The sequence below is a fragment of the Paraburkholderia sp. J67 genome (assembly GCF_905220265.1).
Lineage (GTDB): Bacteria > Pseudomonadota > Gammaproteobacteria > Burkholderiales > Burkholderiaceae > Paraburkholderia.
The window spans coordinates 340,264-355,924 of record NZ_CAJMZK010000003.1 but is presented as its reverse complement, the minus strand read 5'-3'; the positions used below and the strand labels follow the sequence as shown (position 1 = coordinate 355,924).

Below are 15,661 nucleotides of genomic sequence, written 5' to 3'. Positions count from 1 at the left end.
AAATGCCCGTTCCTGCACGTTTCGTCAGAATGCCGTGCCGATCTGGAACTGGAACTTCTGGTACTGGTCGCCTTCGTGCTTCGTGACCGGGAAGCCCAGACTGAGCTTGAGCGGGCCAATCGGCGAGATCCACGCGAGACCCACACCGTAGGCGTAGCGCAGGCCGTTCGAGCCGACGCTCGTGCCTTCGTCGCCCCAGACGTTACCACCGTCGAGGAAGGTGAAGACGCGCAGCGTGCGGTCGTAGCCCGTGCCCGGCAGCGGGAACGTCAGTTCGATGTTGCCGACCACCATCTTCGAGCCGCCGATCGGGTCGTTCGTCGTCTTGTCGCGCGGCCCCAGCGAGCTAGGCTCATAACCGCGCACCGAACCGATACCACCGGCGTAGTAGTTCTTGAAGATCGGGTACGGCTTGCCGCCGAGGCCGTTACCGTAGCCGGCCTGGAAGTTCAGGCCCAGCACGAAGCCACGGGCAAACGAGTAATAGTACTGCGCCTGCACGTCGGTCTTGTAGTACTCGGTCGCGCCGATAGGCGTGCCGTACTCGGCGTTGGCCTGGAGGAAGTAACCGCGGCTCGGAATGAGCGCGCTGTCACGCGCGTCGCGCGACCAGCCGATCGTGAGCGGCACGTTGTTCGACACGCGGCCGAACTGGGTGACGTAGTCCTTGTACGACTGCGGCGTTGCATCATCGACGTCCAGACGATCCTGCTCGAAGCCCACGCCGAAGAACACGGTATCGACTTCCGAGAACGGGATGCCGAACTTCAGGTCGCCGCCTGCCGTGATGATCTTGAAGCTCGAATCGGTCGAGTAGTACAGCGGCTGATACGTACGGTAGTACACGTCCGTAATGCGCTTGATGCCGTCCACCGTGAAGTACGGATCGACCTGGGTAACCGACAGCGTGCGGTACGACTTCGCGGTATTGACGTTCACCGACAGCGACGTGCCCGAACCGAACACGTTGTCCTGCGACACGCCTGCGGAGAGCACCACCTTGTCGGTCGACGAGAAGCCTGCGCCCAGCGTGATCGCGCCGGTCGGCTTTTCTGCAACCTTCACGTCCACGTCCACCTGGTCGGCCGTGCCTTCCACGGGGACCGTGGTCACGTCGACGTCGGTGAAGTAGCCCAGACGATTGATACGATCCTTCGACAGCGCGAGGCGGCTCGAATCGAACCACGAGCTTTCGAGCTGGCGCATTTCGCGGCGCACGACTTCGTCGCGCGTACGCGTGTTGCCCACCACGTTGACGCGGCGCACGTAGACGCGGCGGCTCGGATCGACCTGCAACGTGAGGTCGACGGTGTGGTCAGCCTGGTTGATCTGCGGCAGCGCATTGACCGTCGCGAACGCATAGCCATATTCGCCGAGCTTGTCGACGATGGCCTTGGTCGCGGCTTGCAGCTTTTCAGCCGAGAAACGATCACCCGGTTTGATCTTGACCAGCTTGTTGAGCTCCGCCTGACGGTCGAGCAGATTGCCGGCGAGATGGATAGCCGAGATCTTGTACGGTTCGCCCTCGTGAATCCCGATCGTGAGGTACATGTCCTTCTTGTCGGGCGAGATCGAGACCTGGGTCGAGTCGATGTTGAACTCGAGGTAACCGTGGTTCAGGTAGTACGAGCGCACGTTCTCGAGGTCGCCCGTGAGCTTTTCCTTCGAGTAGAGGTCGTTCTTCGTGTACCAGGAGAACCAGTTCGGCGTGGACAGCTGCATTTCGCTCAGGAGCGTGCCGGTGCTGTACGTTTTGTTGCCGATAAAGTTGATCTGGCGGATCTTCGCGCTCGGACCTTCGACAACCGAGAACAGCAGACCGACGCGGTTGCGGTCGATCGGCGTGACGGTGGTCGTGACTTCAGCAGCGTAAAAACCGCGCGTGAGGTACTGGCGCTTGAGCTCCTGCTCCGCCTTGTCGACCAGCGCCTTGTCGTAGTAGCGGCCTTGCGAGAGACCCACTGCGCGCAGCGCCTTGGTGAGATTGTCCTTGTCGAACTCGTGGATGCCGGCGAAATCGATCGTGCCGATCGCCGGGCGCTCCTGCACCTGCACGACGACCACACCACCTTCGGAGGCGATGCGCACGTCATTGAAGAAGCCGGTCGCATACAATGCGCGAATGGCTTCGGAGGCCTTGTCGTCGGTGAACGTATCGCCCTGTTTGATCGGCAGATACGCGAACACCGTGCCCGGCTCTACGCGTTGCAGCCCTTCGATGCGGATGTCCTGTACCACGAAAGGCGTCGTCGCAGCATGGGCCACCAGACCCTGAGCGGCAATCGCCGCAGCCGCAACCGTTTTTGGAACCAAGCGATGAGGTCTAAACAACGTGCTTCCCCAGTATGTATAGCTGCATCAGATCAGGCGGTCCGCCCTGGGACGCCGCCAGACATCTTTAAAAATGGATTAACCGAGCCAGGTCGTTGAACAACGCGATCGCCGACAGCGCGACGATGCAGGCAAGACCCGCTCGCTGCAGGACCATCTGCCAGCGATCCGAGACGACTTTGCCCGTTACGGCTTCAACCGCATAATATAACAGATGCCCCCCGTCCAATACCGGAATTGGGAGCAGGTTGAGCACGCCAAGGCTAATACTGACAAGGGCGAGGAACGAGAGGAATGCCGACGGTCCGAGCTTTGCGCTCTTGCCCGCATAGTCAGCAATCGTCACCGGTCCCGAAAGATTCTTCAGCGACGCCTCGCCCGTGAGCATGCGGCCGAACATTTTCAGCGAATACACGCCGATGTCCCACGTGCGATACGCACCGAGGCGCGCGCTTTCGAGCGGCGCGTAACGCACCTCCACCGAAGGCGCCTGCGCGGAAAGCGCCGCGCCGATGCGGCCCACTTCTTCGCCCGTTTCCTCGTCGCGCTGGACTGCGGGCGTCACCGTAATCGTGAGCGCCTGCGCATTGGCGGGTGCGCTAGCTTGTGCGTTGTCTTTACCACCGTCCTGGGCGTCACCGCCACGCAGGATCTGCAACTGCACCGGTTTGCCTGCATGCGCCTTCACATACGCGATGAAAGTGCTTGCGCTGTCAACGGGTCGGCCATCGATCGCGCGCAGGCGATCGCCCTTCTGGAGACCCGCCTGCTGTGCCGCGCTGCCCGCCTCCACGCCCGCGACACGCAGCGTGCCGCCGCCAGGATCGAAACCGAGCTTCGACATGAAGTCGTCGTCGAGATCCTTACTGGCGAGCTGGGAGAGATCGAGCGGGAACGCATACGTACCTGCGCCGTCGCGCGCCGACAGCGCCACGCGTCGATGATCGAAGGCGGCCGAAAGCAGCTTCCAGCGCAGGTCGGCCCACGAGCGCACGGCGGCGTCGTTGCCGTTGCCGTCGTTGACGGACAGCACGGTCTCTCCGCCCTGGAAGCCTGCGCGCGCGGCCACGGACTGCACCGGCGGCGCGGCTACGACGGCGGCAGGCTCGCTCACGCCGCTCGCGTAGACAACCGCGAACAGCGCAATGGCAAGAATGAAATTGGCGACCGGACCCGCGGCGACGATGGCGATGCGCTTGCCCACCGACTGGCGGTTGAAGGCATGCGGCAGATCGTCTGGGGAGATCGTGTCGGGGAATTCGCGCTCGTCGAGCATCTTGACGTAGCCGCCAAGCGGCAACGCCGAGATCGTCCATTCCGTGCCGCTCTTCTTGCTAACCCACTGCAGGAGCGGCCGGCCAAAGCCGATCGAAAAACGCAGAACCTTGACGCCGCACAAGCGCGCGACACTGTAGTGTCCATATTCGTGAACGACGACGAGTACGCCAATCGCCACGACAAAAGCCACCAGTTCGGTGAGCAGATCCATATGCGCCTCCTCTGCTGGAAGCAGCGCGCCAGTGCGGGAGTGGCTTTGCTTGCGGGCCGATGGATTCGGGCTGAATCCTCGTGAACCCTCGGGCGTCTGCCGATCCGGCGCAGACCACCCGAGCGTGGCCCGTCAAAGGCCTTAAGCCGGCACCGGCAGGCTGTCGATGATCTTGTGAGCCGCGCGACGCGCGGCTGCGTCGGCTTCGAGCACGACGTCGAGACTCGTGGCGCTGCGGTTTTGCAGCGCGTTAAGCACGGCGTCGACCGTCTGCGCGATCGCCATGAAACCAATACGACGGTTAAGGAATGCTTCGACCGCGATCTCGTTCGCCGCATTGAGCGTTGCGCTTGCCACGCCACCCGCGGCGAGCGCCTGCATCGCCAGCGCGAGACACGGGAAACGCTCGTAGTCGGGCTTCTCGAAGTTGAGCGTGGCGACCTGCGTGAGATCGAGTTGCGCGACGCCCGAATCGATACGCTCCGGGAACGACAGCGCATGCGCGATCGGCGTACGCATGTCGGGGTTGCCCAGTTGCGCGAGGACCGAGCCGTCCGCATACGAGACCATCGAGTGGATCACGCTTTGCGGATGGATCAGCACGTCGATACGGTCGCCCGGCAGATCGAACAGGTAATGCGCCTCGATGACTTCGAGACCCTTGTTCATCATGGTTGCCGAATCGACCGAGATCTTGCGGCCCATCGACCAGTTCGGGTGCTTGCAGGCCTGCTCCGGCGTCACGTCGACGAGCGTGGACGGCTCGCGCGTGCGGAACGGGCCGCCCGATGCGGTCAGGATGATCTTGGTCACGCCGCCGTGCTTCGTGCCTTCCGAAGGCAGGCACTGGAACACCGCGTTGTGCTCGCTATCCACGGGCAGCAGCACCGCGCCGTTGTCGCGCACCGCATCCATGAAGATATCGCCCGACATCACGAGCGCTTCCTTGTTGGCAAGCAGGATGCGCTTGCCAGCCTGGGCGGCTGCGAGCGTAGGCTCGAGGCCCGCCGCACCGACGATGGCCGCGACCACCGTGTCGCAATTGTCGTTCTTCGCAACGTCGATGAGCGCCTGTGGCCCAAACGTCACAACGGTCTTCGAACCGGCCGCGCGCAGCTTGCGCTCGACGTCCTGGGCCGTTTCGGCATCGCCGACCACGGCCACTTCGGGCGCGAAGCGCAGACACTGATCGACGAGCTTGTCGCCGTTACGGTGTGCGGTGAGTGCGTAGACCGAGAAGCGTTGCGGATGACGCGCGACGACGTCGAGCGTGCTGTCTCCGATCGAGCCCGTGGAGCCGAGCAAGGTAAGTCGTTTTTGCATATTCATTCTCTAGCCGGGCGCGTTTAGCCGAGCAGCAACATGGCGAGCGGCAGCACCGGCAACAGCGCGTCGATACGGTCGAGGACCCCGCCATGACCTGGCAGCAGTCCGCTCGAATCCTTCACGCCAGCCTGGCGCTTGAGCATCGACTCGAACAGATCGCCGATCACGCTGAACGCGACCAGCACGGTAAGCACGAAAAGCGCACGGCCGACGCCCAACTGGGCGGCCAGCGCCGAATACAGGGTCGGCTCGAACGCTTGCAGCGTGAGCGCGGCGACCGACACGATCATCACGGCGGCCCAACCGCCCACTGCGCCTTCCCAGGTCTTGCCGGGGCTGATCGAGGGCGCGAGTTTATGCTTGCCGAATGCCTTACCTGCGAAGTATGCGCCGATATCGGCCAGCCAGACGACCAGCAGCAGCGAGAGCACGAAGCTCACGCCGAGCGTGCGGGCGCCAACGAGCGCATGCCAGCAGGCGGCGAAGATCACGAAACCAGCGAGCAGCAGGAAGACGCGCCAGGCGCCTGCGGCCAGCACCGGCTTACGCACCAGCACGTAGGGACCGCCGACGAGCCAGAAGATACCGGCGGCCTGATAGAGCGGGCGCGCGGATTCGAGGCGGGTGCTCGCGAACACAACGATGGCGGCGATGGCGGCGTAGACGATCGAGCCCACCGTGCCGGCCTTGAGCAGGCGCGCCCATTCCCACGCGGCGAACACCACCACGAGGCCGATCAGCGCGCCAAAGGCGGCCACCGGCGCGAACAGCGTGACCGGCAGGAAGACGGCCAGCAGGACGATCGCCGTGATGACACGGGTCTTTAGCATGAAAGCGAGTCGGCGTTCTGGGATTGGGTGACGAGCTGGGCGCTCGTGCGGCCGAAGCGGCGCTCACGATCGGTATAGGACTCGATGGCGCGATTGAGCGCGTCGGCGTCGAAATCCGGCCAATACGTGTCGGTGAAATAAAATTCTGCGTACGCGAGTTGCCAGAGCAGGAAATTGCTCACGCGCTGCTCGCCGCCGGTACGGATAAAGAGATCCGGTTCCGGCGCGTAATTCATGGCGAGATACTGGCTGACCGTGTCTTCGGTCACCGGCACTGCCTCGCCTGCCGCGACCGACGCTTCCACCAGCTTGCGGGTGGCCTGCATGATGTCCCAGCGGCCGCCGTAATTCGCGGCGATGGTCAGGGTCAGGCGGGTATTGCGCGCGGTCTTGGTTTCCGCGCGGCGAATCAGGTCCTGGATGCGCTCGTTGAACATCGACAGGTCGCCGACCACGCGCAGGCGGATGCCGTTCGCGTGCAGGCGCGCCACTTCGCGCTCGAGCGCGGTGACGAACAGGCGCATCAGGAAGGAAACTTCGTCGGTGGGACGCCGCCAGTTCTCGGAGCTGAAGGCGAACAGCGTGACGAACTCGACGCCACGCGCGACGCACGCCTCGACGACCGAACGCACGGCGTCCACGCCGCGCGTATGGCCTGCAACGCGCGGCAGCCGGCGTTGCGTTGCCCAACGGCCATTGCCGTCCATGATGATCGCGATATGACGTGGCACGGCCGCCACGTCGGGCACGCGAACGGTTGAGCTGGTATAGGTCATGGCCGTCGGACTAGAACTGCGATAAGGAAAGGGAAACCCTGGCGGGACTGGAAGCCTGACGGCTTCAGACCGTCATGATTTCGGCTTCCTTGGTCTGGACGAGCTTGTCGATCTCAGACACGAAGCGATCCGTCAGCTTCTGGACGTCGTCGCTGCCACGGCGCTCGTCGTCTTCCGAAATTTCCTTGTCCTTCACGAGCTTCTTGAGTTGCTCGTTGGCGTCGCGACGCAGGTTACGCACGGCAACCTTGGCCGTTTCGCCTTCGTTCTTGACGACCTTGGTGAGTTCCTTGCGGCGCTCTTCGGTCAGTGCGGGCATCGGCACGCGAATCTGGTCGCCGCTCGTCGCCGGGTTCAGGCCGAGATCCGAGTCGCGGATCGCTTTTTCGACGACCGGGACCATCTTCTTTTCCCACGGCTGGACGCCGATCGTGCGAGCGTCGACGAGCGTGAGGTTCGCAACTTGCGAAATGGGCACGGGCGAGCCGTAGTAGTCGACCTGGATGTGGTCGAGCAGACCCGTGTGGGCGCGGCCCGTGCGGATCTTCGCCAGGTCGCCCTTGAACGCTTCGATCGAGCGCTGCATTTTCTGCTCAACGCCCTTCTTGATGTCAGCCACAGCCATTTTGATACCTCCGAATCTTCATTACGGTACGGGCCCGCCAGCGCGCAAATGGGCGGCGCGGCCCGAGATCGATCTCGCGTGAGACGAGAGTTTACACGTGGACGAGCGTACCTTCGTCTTCGCCCTGGACGATGCGCTTGAGCGCACCGGGCTTGACGATGGAAAAAACGCGGATGGGCAGCTTCTGGTCGCGGCACAGCGCGAAGGCCGTGGCGTCCATCACCTGCAGATTGCGGCCGATCGCCTCATCGAAGCTGATCGTCGTGTAGCGCGTAGCCGTCGGATCCTTCTTCGGGTCGGCCGAGTAGACGCCGTCCACCTTGGTGGCCTTGAGCACGACTTCAGCGCCCACTTCCGCGCCACGCAGCGCGGCAGCGGTGTCGGTCGTGAAGAACGGGTTGCCCGTGCCGGCCGCGAAGATCACGACCTTGCCCTCTTCGAGCTGACGGATCGCGCGCGGACGAATGTACGGTTCGACGACCTGATCCATGCGCAGCGCGGACTGCACGCGCGCTTCGATGCCGGCGTGACGCATGGCGTCCTGCAGCGCGAGCGCATTCATCATGGTCGCGAGCATACCCATGTAGTCGGCGGTTGCGCGATCCATACCGGCCGCGCCGCCCGCGACACCGCGGAAAATATTGCCGCCGCCGATCACGACTGCGAGCTGGGTGCCCAGACGCACGACCTCGGCCACGTCCGCCACCATACGTTCGATCGTGGCGCGATTGATGCCGAAGGCATCATCGCCCATCAGGGCTTCGCCGGAAAGTTTGAGCAGGACGCGTTTATAGGCGGGTGTGGGCATGGAGGTATCCAGGATCGCGCGCAAAGGGCAATAACTTGAAACTGTAGGGGTGAAATACGGCTTGGGGCAAGCGCCACCAGAAATAGCGAAGATTTGCGCCACTGGGCACAGCGGACTTCCGCCATGCCCCGCGTCGCTACTCGGGCGTCGCTACGCTGCCCACCGCGGCGGGAAACTGCCGCCGCGGCTTGCTACGGTACTGCGGTACAACGTGTCGTGCTTTGAAGCGTGCTGCTTCAAGGCTTGCGCGGCCTTTATTGCTGCTTTGCAGCAGCGACTTGCGCGGCCACTTCGGCTGCGAAGTCGTCTTGACGCTTTTCGATGCCTTCGCCAACGACGAACAGTGCGAACTTCTGCACCGAGCTGTTCGCGGCCTTCAGCATCTGTTCGATCGTCTGCTTGTCGTTCTTGACGAACGGCTGGTTCAGCAGCGAGACTTCCTTCAGGTACTTCTGGACCGAACCGTCAACCATCTTCGCGACGATCTCAGCCGGCTTGCCCGATTCAGCAGCCTTCTGCTCGGCGATGCTGCGCTCCTTGGCGATCAGCTCGGCCGGCACGTCGTCCGACGACAGCGAAACCGGCTTCATTGCAGCGATGTGCATCGCCACGTCCTTACCGACTTGCTCGTCTGCGCCCGTGTACTCGACCAGCACGCCGATACGCGTGCCGTGCAGGTACGCTGCCAGCTTGTTGGCGGTTTCGAAGCGCGCGAAGCGGCGGATCGAAACGTTTTCGCCGATCTTGCCGACCAGTGCCAGGCGCACTGCGTCGACCGTCGAGCCTTCCAGCGGCAGAGCCGACAGAGCTGCGACGTCAGCCGGGTTTTGCGTAGCGACCAGCTCGGCCACCGTGTTCGAGAATGCGAGGAAGTCGTCGTTCTTCGCGACGAAGTCGGTTTCGCAGTTCAGCTCGACCACTGCACCAGCGTTAGCGCCGATGAACGAAGCGATCACGCCTTCAGCCGTGACGCGCGATGCAGCCTTGCTCGCCTTGTTGCCCAGCTTGACGCGCAGGAGTTCTTCAGCGCGTGCCAGGTCGCCGTCGGCTTCCGTCAGCGCCTTCTTGCATTCCATCATCGGCGCGTCGGTCTTCGCGCGCAGTTCTGCCACCATGCTTGCGGTAATTGCCGCCATCATTCGCTCCTTGAGTCTGTCTGGTACGCGCCAGTCGCATGATTCGATGCAACTGGCAGGAATTCGTTTCCGTCTGTGCCCGTGCTGAAACGCTTTTTTACAGCTGCTTTCTACAGGACTACGGTGCCGCCAATATGAAGCGGCGTCGAATGCCACGGCTTAAAAAAAAGGGGCCTATGGAAAGCCCCCTTTTCTTGCCGGACACCGGGGGCAGCTTACGCCTCCGGGTTGACCTCGACGAACTCGTCGTCGCCTTCGTTGCCGCGAGCGGCTGCGACCACTTCGTTCACCGAGTTCGCACGGCCTTCGAGGATCGCGTCTGCCACGCCTTGCGTGTACAGGGCGACAGCCTTGCTGGCGTCGTCGTTACCCGGGATGACGTAGTCGATGCCTTCCGGCGAGTGGTTCGTGTCGACCACGGCGATGACGGGGATGCCCAGCTTGTTGGCTTCCGTCACAGCAATCTTGTGGTAGCCGACGTCGACCACGAAGATCGCGTCCGGAATGCCGCCCATGTCCTTCACGCCGCCGATCGACTTTTGCAGCTTGGCGATTTCGCGTTCGAACAGGAGCGCTTCCTTCTTGCTCATCTTTTCGAGTTCGCCTGCCTCAACTGCTGCTTCCATGTCCTTCAGGCGCTTGATCGAAACCTTCAGCGTCTTGAAGTTGGTCAGCATACCGCCGAGCCAGCGTGCGTTCACGAACGGCATGCCTGCGCGTTGCGCGTCTTCAGCGATCGTGTCGCGCGATTGACGCTTCGTGCCGACGAACAGGATCGTGCCGCGATTCGCTGCCAGTTGACGCACATACTTCAGTGCGTCGTTGTACATCGGCAGCGTCTTTTCGAGGTTGATGATGTGAATCTTGTTGCGATGACCGAAGATGAAGGGGGCCATCTTCGGGTTCCAGAAGCGCGTCTGGTGACCGAAGTGGACACCTGCTTCCAGCATTTGGCGCATGGTAACTGCCATATTTCAATTCTCCGCTAGGGTTGGTTTCTTAAGCCGGCTGCCGTATCGGTGCACCGCCCCGCCTTAAGAGGATCCGGGACTGGCGCGCCCGACACCCTGGGTGCGCCGGCTCGCGATTTCACGATGCTGCTTCTTTCTGCTTCTTCCAACTGCTGCCGTTATTTTTTGCCCGCGGCAAGCTCAGGCACAATCACTACCTGCGCCCCACTACGTTGAGCGAGACGGGAGCGACTTAGCCCAAGAGTATAGCACGCAAACTGTGCATGCCTCAAGACGGCTAATACCCTCGGGAAGGGACGCCCAGACTGTACAAGGCGCACGCCCGCGTTGGCGAGCCAGCAGGATAGCGCATTCTCAAAAGCCAGCGACCGTGGGGATAAGGTGCGATAATTCGATATTCGACTGCATTTTCGGGCGCACACCATGGCCATTTCGATCAAGAACGAACACGACATCGCGCAAATGCGCGTCGCCTGCCGACTGGCAAGCGAGGTGCTCGATTACATTACGCCCTTCGTGGTTGCGGGCGTCACGACCGGCGAAATCGACCGGCTCTGCCACGAATACATGACTAACGTACAAGGCACGGTGCCCGCGCCGCTGAACTATCAGCCGCCCGGCTACCCACCCTATCCGAAGGCCATCTGCACCTCGGTCAACGACGTGATCTGTCACGGTATTCCGGGCGACAAGGCGCTGAAGAACGGCGACACGCTCAATATCGACGTCACCGTCATCAAGGACGGCTATTACGGCGACACGAGCCGCATGTTCATCGTCGGCGAAGGCTCGATCCTCGCGAAGCGCCTCGTGCAGACCACTTATGAATGTATGTGGCTCGGCATCGATCAGGTGCGTCCGGGCGGCCATCTGGGCGACATCGGTCACGCCATCCAGCGTTACGCCGAGGCGCAAGGCTACAGCGTCGTGCGCGAGTACTGCGGCCACGGCATCGGCACGGTGTTCCACGACGAGCCGCAGGTGCTCCATTACGGCCGCGCCGGCACGGGCGTCGAACTGCTGCCCGGCATGATCTTCACCATCGAGCCGATGATCAACGCGGGCCGCCGCGACATCCGCACGATGCCGGACCAGTGGACCGTCAAGACCAAGGACCGCAGCCTGTCCGCGCAATGGGAGCACACGGTGCTCGTTACCGAGACGGGTTATGAGGTGCTGACCGTGTCGGCGGGCACGCCCGCCAAGCCGGCCATCGTCGCGCAAGCCGCGGGCGCGCCGGCCTGAGGCGCTCAGGCAGTCATCAAGCAAAGCGATTCTGCGAAACGCGCTGCGCCTGACCTCCGTGGCCCCAGCCTCCGGTCAGGCCGCAGCAGGCGGTTTCCTGCGCAGCGCAGGTCGCCGGTACGAGCAAGACAGAGCGTCACCCGCAACACAGGCACCTCAGGCATCACCAACCAGGCACCAGCCAGCAGCAAAGCCGGCAAGAGAAGCTGCTGAATACGGCATCACAGCCCGAACGGCCCGACCTCCGGCCGCACCGGACGCAAGACCAACCGCGTTCCCAACCGCGCCACCACCATCCTGACCCATGAGCGTTCTCGCCGTCGCCGCACCCGATACGTCGTCGCTGAAGTCCGACTACAAGGCCGCCAAGGCCGAGTTGCTCGAACGCTTCAAAAGCGCGTCCAACGTCGATTCGCTGATGCGTGCGCTCGCCCGCACCACCGACGAGACGCTGCGCCACGCCTGGAATCTGTGCGAGTTGCCGCCTTCGCTCGCCCTGGTGGCGGTTGGCGGCTTCGGCCGCGGAGAACTCGCGCCGTTCTCGGACGTCGACATCCTCGTACTGTTGCCCGACGACGAAGCGCTCGCGCCGCTCGAAGCGAACATCGAACGCTTCATTGGTCTCGCGTGGGATCTCGGGCTCGAAATCGGCAGCAGTGTGCGCAGCGTCTCGCAGTGCCTGGAGGAAGCCGCCAACGACGTCACGGTGCGGACCTCGCTGCTCGAAGCACGCCCCATCACCGGTAGCACGACGCTGTTCGCCGACTTCGCCCGGCATTACCGCGACGCCATGGACCCGCGCACCTTCTTCCAGGCGAAGGTGCTGGAAATGCGCCAGCGTCACGCGCGCTTCCAGGACACGCCTTACGCGCTGGAGCCGAACGTCAAGGAAAGCCCCGGCGGCCTGCGCGATCTGCAACTGATCCTCTGGATCACCGAAGCCGCGGCCTTCGGCAGCAGCTGGAAGGAACTCGACCAGCGCGGCCTGATCACGACCCGCGAAGCGCGCGAACTGCGCCGCAACGAAACCTTCCTCAAGGCGCTGCGCGCACGCCTGCATGTGATCGCAGGACGCCGCCAGGACATCCTCGTATTCGACCTGCAAACGCCCGTCGCCGAGAGCTTCGGCTTCAAGGCCAGCACCGCGCGGCGCGCCAGCGAACAGCTGATGCGGCGCTACTACTGGGCGGCGAAAGCCGTGACGCAGCTCGCTAGCATCCTGATCCAGAACATCGAGGCGCAGCTGTTCCCGAGCACGAGCGGCATCACGCGCACGCTATCCGATCATTTCGTCGAAAAACAGGGCATGATCGAAATCGTGTCCGACGACGTGTTCGAACGCGAGCCCCACGCGATCCTCGAAGCCTTCCTGCTCTACGAGCAGGTTCCGGGCGTCAAAGGGCTTTCCGCGCGGACCATGCGCGCGCTCTATAACGCGCGCGAGAAGATGGACCTGCACTGGCGCCGCGACCCGGAAAACCGGCGCCTCTTCATGGAAATCCTGCGCCAGCCCGCCGGCATCACGCACGCCATGCGGCTGATGAACCAGACGAGCGTGCTCGGGCGCTATCTGCTGAACTTCCGGCGCATCGTCGGGCAGATGCAGCACGACCTGTATCACGTCTACACGGTCGATCAGCACATCCTGATGGTGCTGCGCAATATCCGCCGCTTTGCCGTGGCCGAGCACGCGCACGAATATCCGTTTTGTAGCCAGTTGATCGCTAATTTCGAGCGGCCCTGGGTGCTCTACGTGGCGGCGCTCTTCCACGACATCGCCAAGGGGCGTGGCGGTGATCACTCGCAGCTCGGCATGGCCGACGCGCGGCGCTTTTGCCGCGAGCACGGCATCGAGGGCGAGGACGCCGATCTGATCGTCTGGCTCGTCCAGCAGCATCTGACCATGAGCCAGGTCGCGCAGAAGCAGGACACGAGCGACCCCGAGGTGGTCAAGCGTTTCGCCGATATGGTGGGCTCCGAGCGACGTCTTTCGGCGCTCTATCTGCTGACGGTGGCCGACATTCGCGGCACCAGCCCGAAAGTCTGGAACAACTGGAAGGGCAAGCTGCTCGAAGATCTCTACCGATCGACGCTGGCCGTGCTCGGCGGCGCGCGGCCCGATACGCATTCCGAGCTGAAGACGCGCCAGGAACTGGCGCTCGCGCTGCTGCGCCTCGAAACCGTGCCGGAGCATGCCCACCGCACGCTCTGGGACAAGCTCGACGTCGGCTATTTCCTGCGCCACGACGCCGCCGATATCGCGTGGCAGACGCGCGTGCTCTACCGTCACGTCGAAACGCCCTCGCCGGTCGTGCGCGCGCGGCCTTCGCCGATCGGCGAAGCGCTGCAGGTGCTCGTCTACGCGAAGGATCGTCCCGACCTGTTCGCGACGATGTGCGCCTACTTCGACCGCAGCGGCCTGTCCGTGCTCGACGCACGCGTGAGCACGACGCGTCATGGCTATGCACTCGATAACTTCATCGTCGCCCACACCGAGGGCGACGTGCATTACCGCGACATCGCGAACCTGGTCGAACAGGAACTCGCCGAGCGACTCGCGGCCGAAAGCCACGTGTTGCCCGAACCGTCCAAGGGACGGCTCTCGCGACTGTCGCGCACCTTCCCGGTGACGCCGCGCGTCGACCTGCGGGCCGACGAGCGCGGCCAGTACTACATCCTGTCCGTGTCGGCCAACGACCGGCCGGGCCTTCTTTATTCGATCGCGCGCGTGCTGGCCGAGCACCGGGTCGGCGTCCATGCGGCGCGGATCAACACCCTCGGCGAGCGCGTCGAGGACGTGTTCCTGCTCGACGGCTCGGGTCTGTCCGATAACCGTCTGCAGATCCGTGTCGAAACCGAACTGCTGCGCGCGATAGCAGTGTGAAAGTCAAAGCGAATTACCTGAATCATGCGAGCCAAACTGACAGCCAAACATCCGCGCCCGACCACTCCGGAACGCGCCCCCGTCCGCCGCGGCAGTACGACCGCGCGCAAGCCGGTGCGGCCTGAGGTGCGGCCCGCCGACGCGCGGCCGACGGCTGGGAAGCCCGCGTCCGGCAAACCGATGTCGCGCGAGCGTGACGCGGCGAATCGCCCGGCGCGCCCGCCCCGCGAAGGCGGCGGCTCCGGCGACGAACGTCGTTTCCCGCGCCGCGATGAAGGTGGCGAACGTCGCTCGTTCGGCGCGCGTAAGGAAGGCGGTGAGCGCAGCTTCCCGCGTCGTGATGAAGGCGGCGAACGTCGCCCGTTCCGTGCTCGCGAAGAAGGCGGTGAGCGCAGCTTCGCGCGTCGTGATGAGGGTGGCGAGCGCCGCCCGTTCCGCGCACGTGAAGAAGGTGGTCAGCGCAGCTTCCCGCGCCGTGACGAAGGTGGCGAACGCCGCCCGTTCCGCTCGCGCGAAGACGGTGGTGAACGCAGCTTCCCGCGCCGTGACGAAGGTGGCGAACGCCGCCCGTTCCGCGCACGCGAAGAAGGCGGTGAGCGTAGCTTCCCGCGTCGTGATGAGGGTGGCGAACGCCGTCCGTTCCGCGCACGTGAAGAAGGTGGTCAGCGCAGTTTCCCGCGCCGTGACGAAGGTGGCGAGCGCCGCCCCTTCCGCTCGCGCGAAGACGGTGGTGAACGCAACTTCCCGCGCCGTAACGAAGGTGGCGAGCGCCGCCCGTTCCGTTCGCGCGAAGAAGGTGGTGAGCGCAATTTCCCCCGCCGTGACGAAGGTGGTGAACGCCGCCCGTTCCGTTCGCGCGAAGAAGGCGGTGAACGCAATTTCCCGCGTCGCGATGAGGGTGGCGAGCGTCGCCCCTTCCGTGCTCGTGAAGAAGGTGGTCAGCGTAGCTTCCCGCGCCGTGACGAGGGTGGCGAACGCCGCCCCTTCCGCTCGCGCGAAGAAGGCGGTGAGCGCAACTTCCCGCGCCGTGACGAAGGTGGCGAACGCCGCCCGTTCCGCGCACGCGACGAAAACAGCGACCGCCGTCCGCGCGACGAATCGGGCGAGCGCCGCTTTGCACGCCCCGTGAAGTCCTCGTACGGCAACGACCGTGACGGCGCAGCCCCGCGCAAATTCTCCGACAAGCCCGCCGGCAAGTCCTTCGACAAAGCGCCGCAACGCGCGCATCGCGAGGAAATCG

The 15,661-nt window shown here is 63.8% G+C and carries 12 protein-coding genes; 2 read left to right on the top strand and 10 right to left on the bottom strand.

Going from position 1 to position 15,661, the window contains the following annotated elements; translation table 11 throughout:
- Positions 1 to 24: 24 nt before the first annotated feature.
- From bamA to rpsB, 9 genes are all read right to left on the bottom strand, one after another.
- Entirely contained in the window at positions 25 to 2,331 is a 2,307-nt protein-coding gene (bamA, locus tag U5782_RS08505; protein WP_322043369.1) for an outer membrane protein assembly factor BamA, read from the bottom strand.
- Between the two features lie 67 nt (positions 2,332 to 2,398).
- Positions 2,399 to 3,820 (bottom strand): RIP metalloprotease RseP, encoded by a 1,422-nt coding sequence (gene rseP / locus U5782_RS08500; protein ID WP_322043368.1) that lies wholly within the window; start codon positions 3,818 to 3,820, stop codon positions 2,399 to 2,401.
- A 141-nt stretch (positions 3,821 to 3,961) separates the two neighbouring features.
- Entirely contained in the window at positions 3,962 to 5,143 is a 1,182-nt protein-coding gene (locus U5782_RS08495) for a 1-deoxy-D-xylulose-5-phosphate reductoisomerase (protein WP_322043367.1), read from the bottom strand.
- Positions 5,144 to 5,166: 23 nt separating this feature from the next.
- Positions 5,167 to 5,976: a phosphatidate cytidylyltransferase gene (locus U5782_RS08490; RefSeq protein ID WP_322043366.1), complete on the bottom strand. Its 810-nt coding sequence runs from the start codon at positions 5,974 to 5,976 to the stop codon at positions 5,167 to 5,169.
- Positions 5,970 to 6,752, bottom strand: coding sequence for a polyprenyl diphosphate synthase (uppS, locus tag U5782_RS08485; RefSeq protein ID WP_322043365.1), 783 nt, complete (start codon positions 6,750 to 6,752; stop codon positions 5,970 to 5,972). Before uppS ends, U5782_RS08490 begins: the two co-directional genes overlap by 7 nt.
- A 64-nt stretch (positions 6,753 to 6,816) precedes the next feature.
- A complete protein-coding gene (gene frr, locus U5782_RS08480) occupies positions 6,817 to 7,377 on the bottom strand; it encodes a ribosome recycling factor (protein ID WP_322043364.1) in 561 nt (186 codons plus the stop codon).
- A gap of 91 nt (positions 7,378 to 7,468) precedes the next feature.
- Positions 7,469 to 8,185, bottom strand: coding sequence for a UMP kinase (pyrH, locus tag U5782_RS08475; protein WP_322043363.1), 717 nt, complete (start codon positions 8,183 to 8,185; stop codon positions 7,469 to 7,471).
- A gap of 254 nt (positions 8,186 to 8,439) precedes the next feature.
- The gene (gene tsf, locus U5782_RS08470) at positions 8,440 to 9,321 is read right to left on the bottom strand and encodes a translation elongation factor Ts (protein WP_322043362.1); all 882 of its coding nucleotides are present in this window, start codon (positions 9,319 to 9,321) and stop codon (positions 8,440 to 8,442) included.
- Positions 9,322 to 9,536: 215 nt separating this feature from the next.
- Positions 9,537 to 10,292, bottom strand: a complete 756-nt coding sequence (gene rpsB / locus U5782_RS08465) for a 30S ribosomal protein S2 (protein ID WP_322043361.1) — start codon at positions 10,290 to 10,292, stop codon at positions 9,537 to 9,539.
- Positions 10,293 to 10,715: 423 nt separating this feature from the next.
- Here rpsB and map point away from each other — a divergent pair, with 423 nt between their 5' ends.
- Positions 10,716 to 11,537: a type I methionyl aminopeptidase gene (gene map, locus U5782_RS08460; RefSeq protein WP_322043360.1), complete on the top strand. Its 822-nt coding sequence runs from the start codon at positions 10,716 to 10,718 to the stop codon at positions 11,535 to 11,537.
- A gap of 304 nt (positions 11,538 to 11,841) precedes the next feature.
- On the top strand, positions 11,842 to 14,421 hold the full coding sequence (locus tag U5782_RS08455; RefSeq protein ID WP_322043359.1) for a [protein-PII] uridylyltransferase: 2,580 nt from the start codon (positions 11,842 to 11,844) through the stop codon (positions 14,419 to 14,421).
- Between the two features lie 3 nt (positions 14,422 to 14,424).
- Here the strand turns inward: U5782_RS08455 and U5782_RS08450 are convergent, their stop codons facing one another.
- Positions 14,425 to 15,648, bottom strand: a complete 1,224-nt coding sequence (locus tag U5782_RS08450; protein WP_322043358.1) for a hypothetical protein — start codon at positions 15,646 to 15,648, stop codon at positions 14,425 to 14,427.
- Positions 15,649 to 15,661 lie beyond the last annotated feature (13 nt).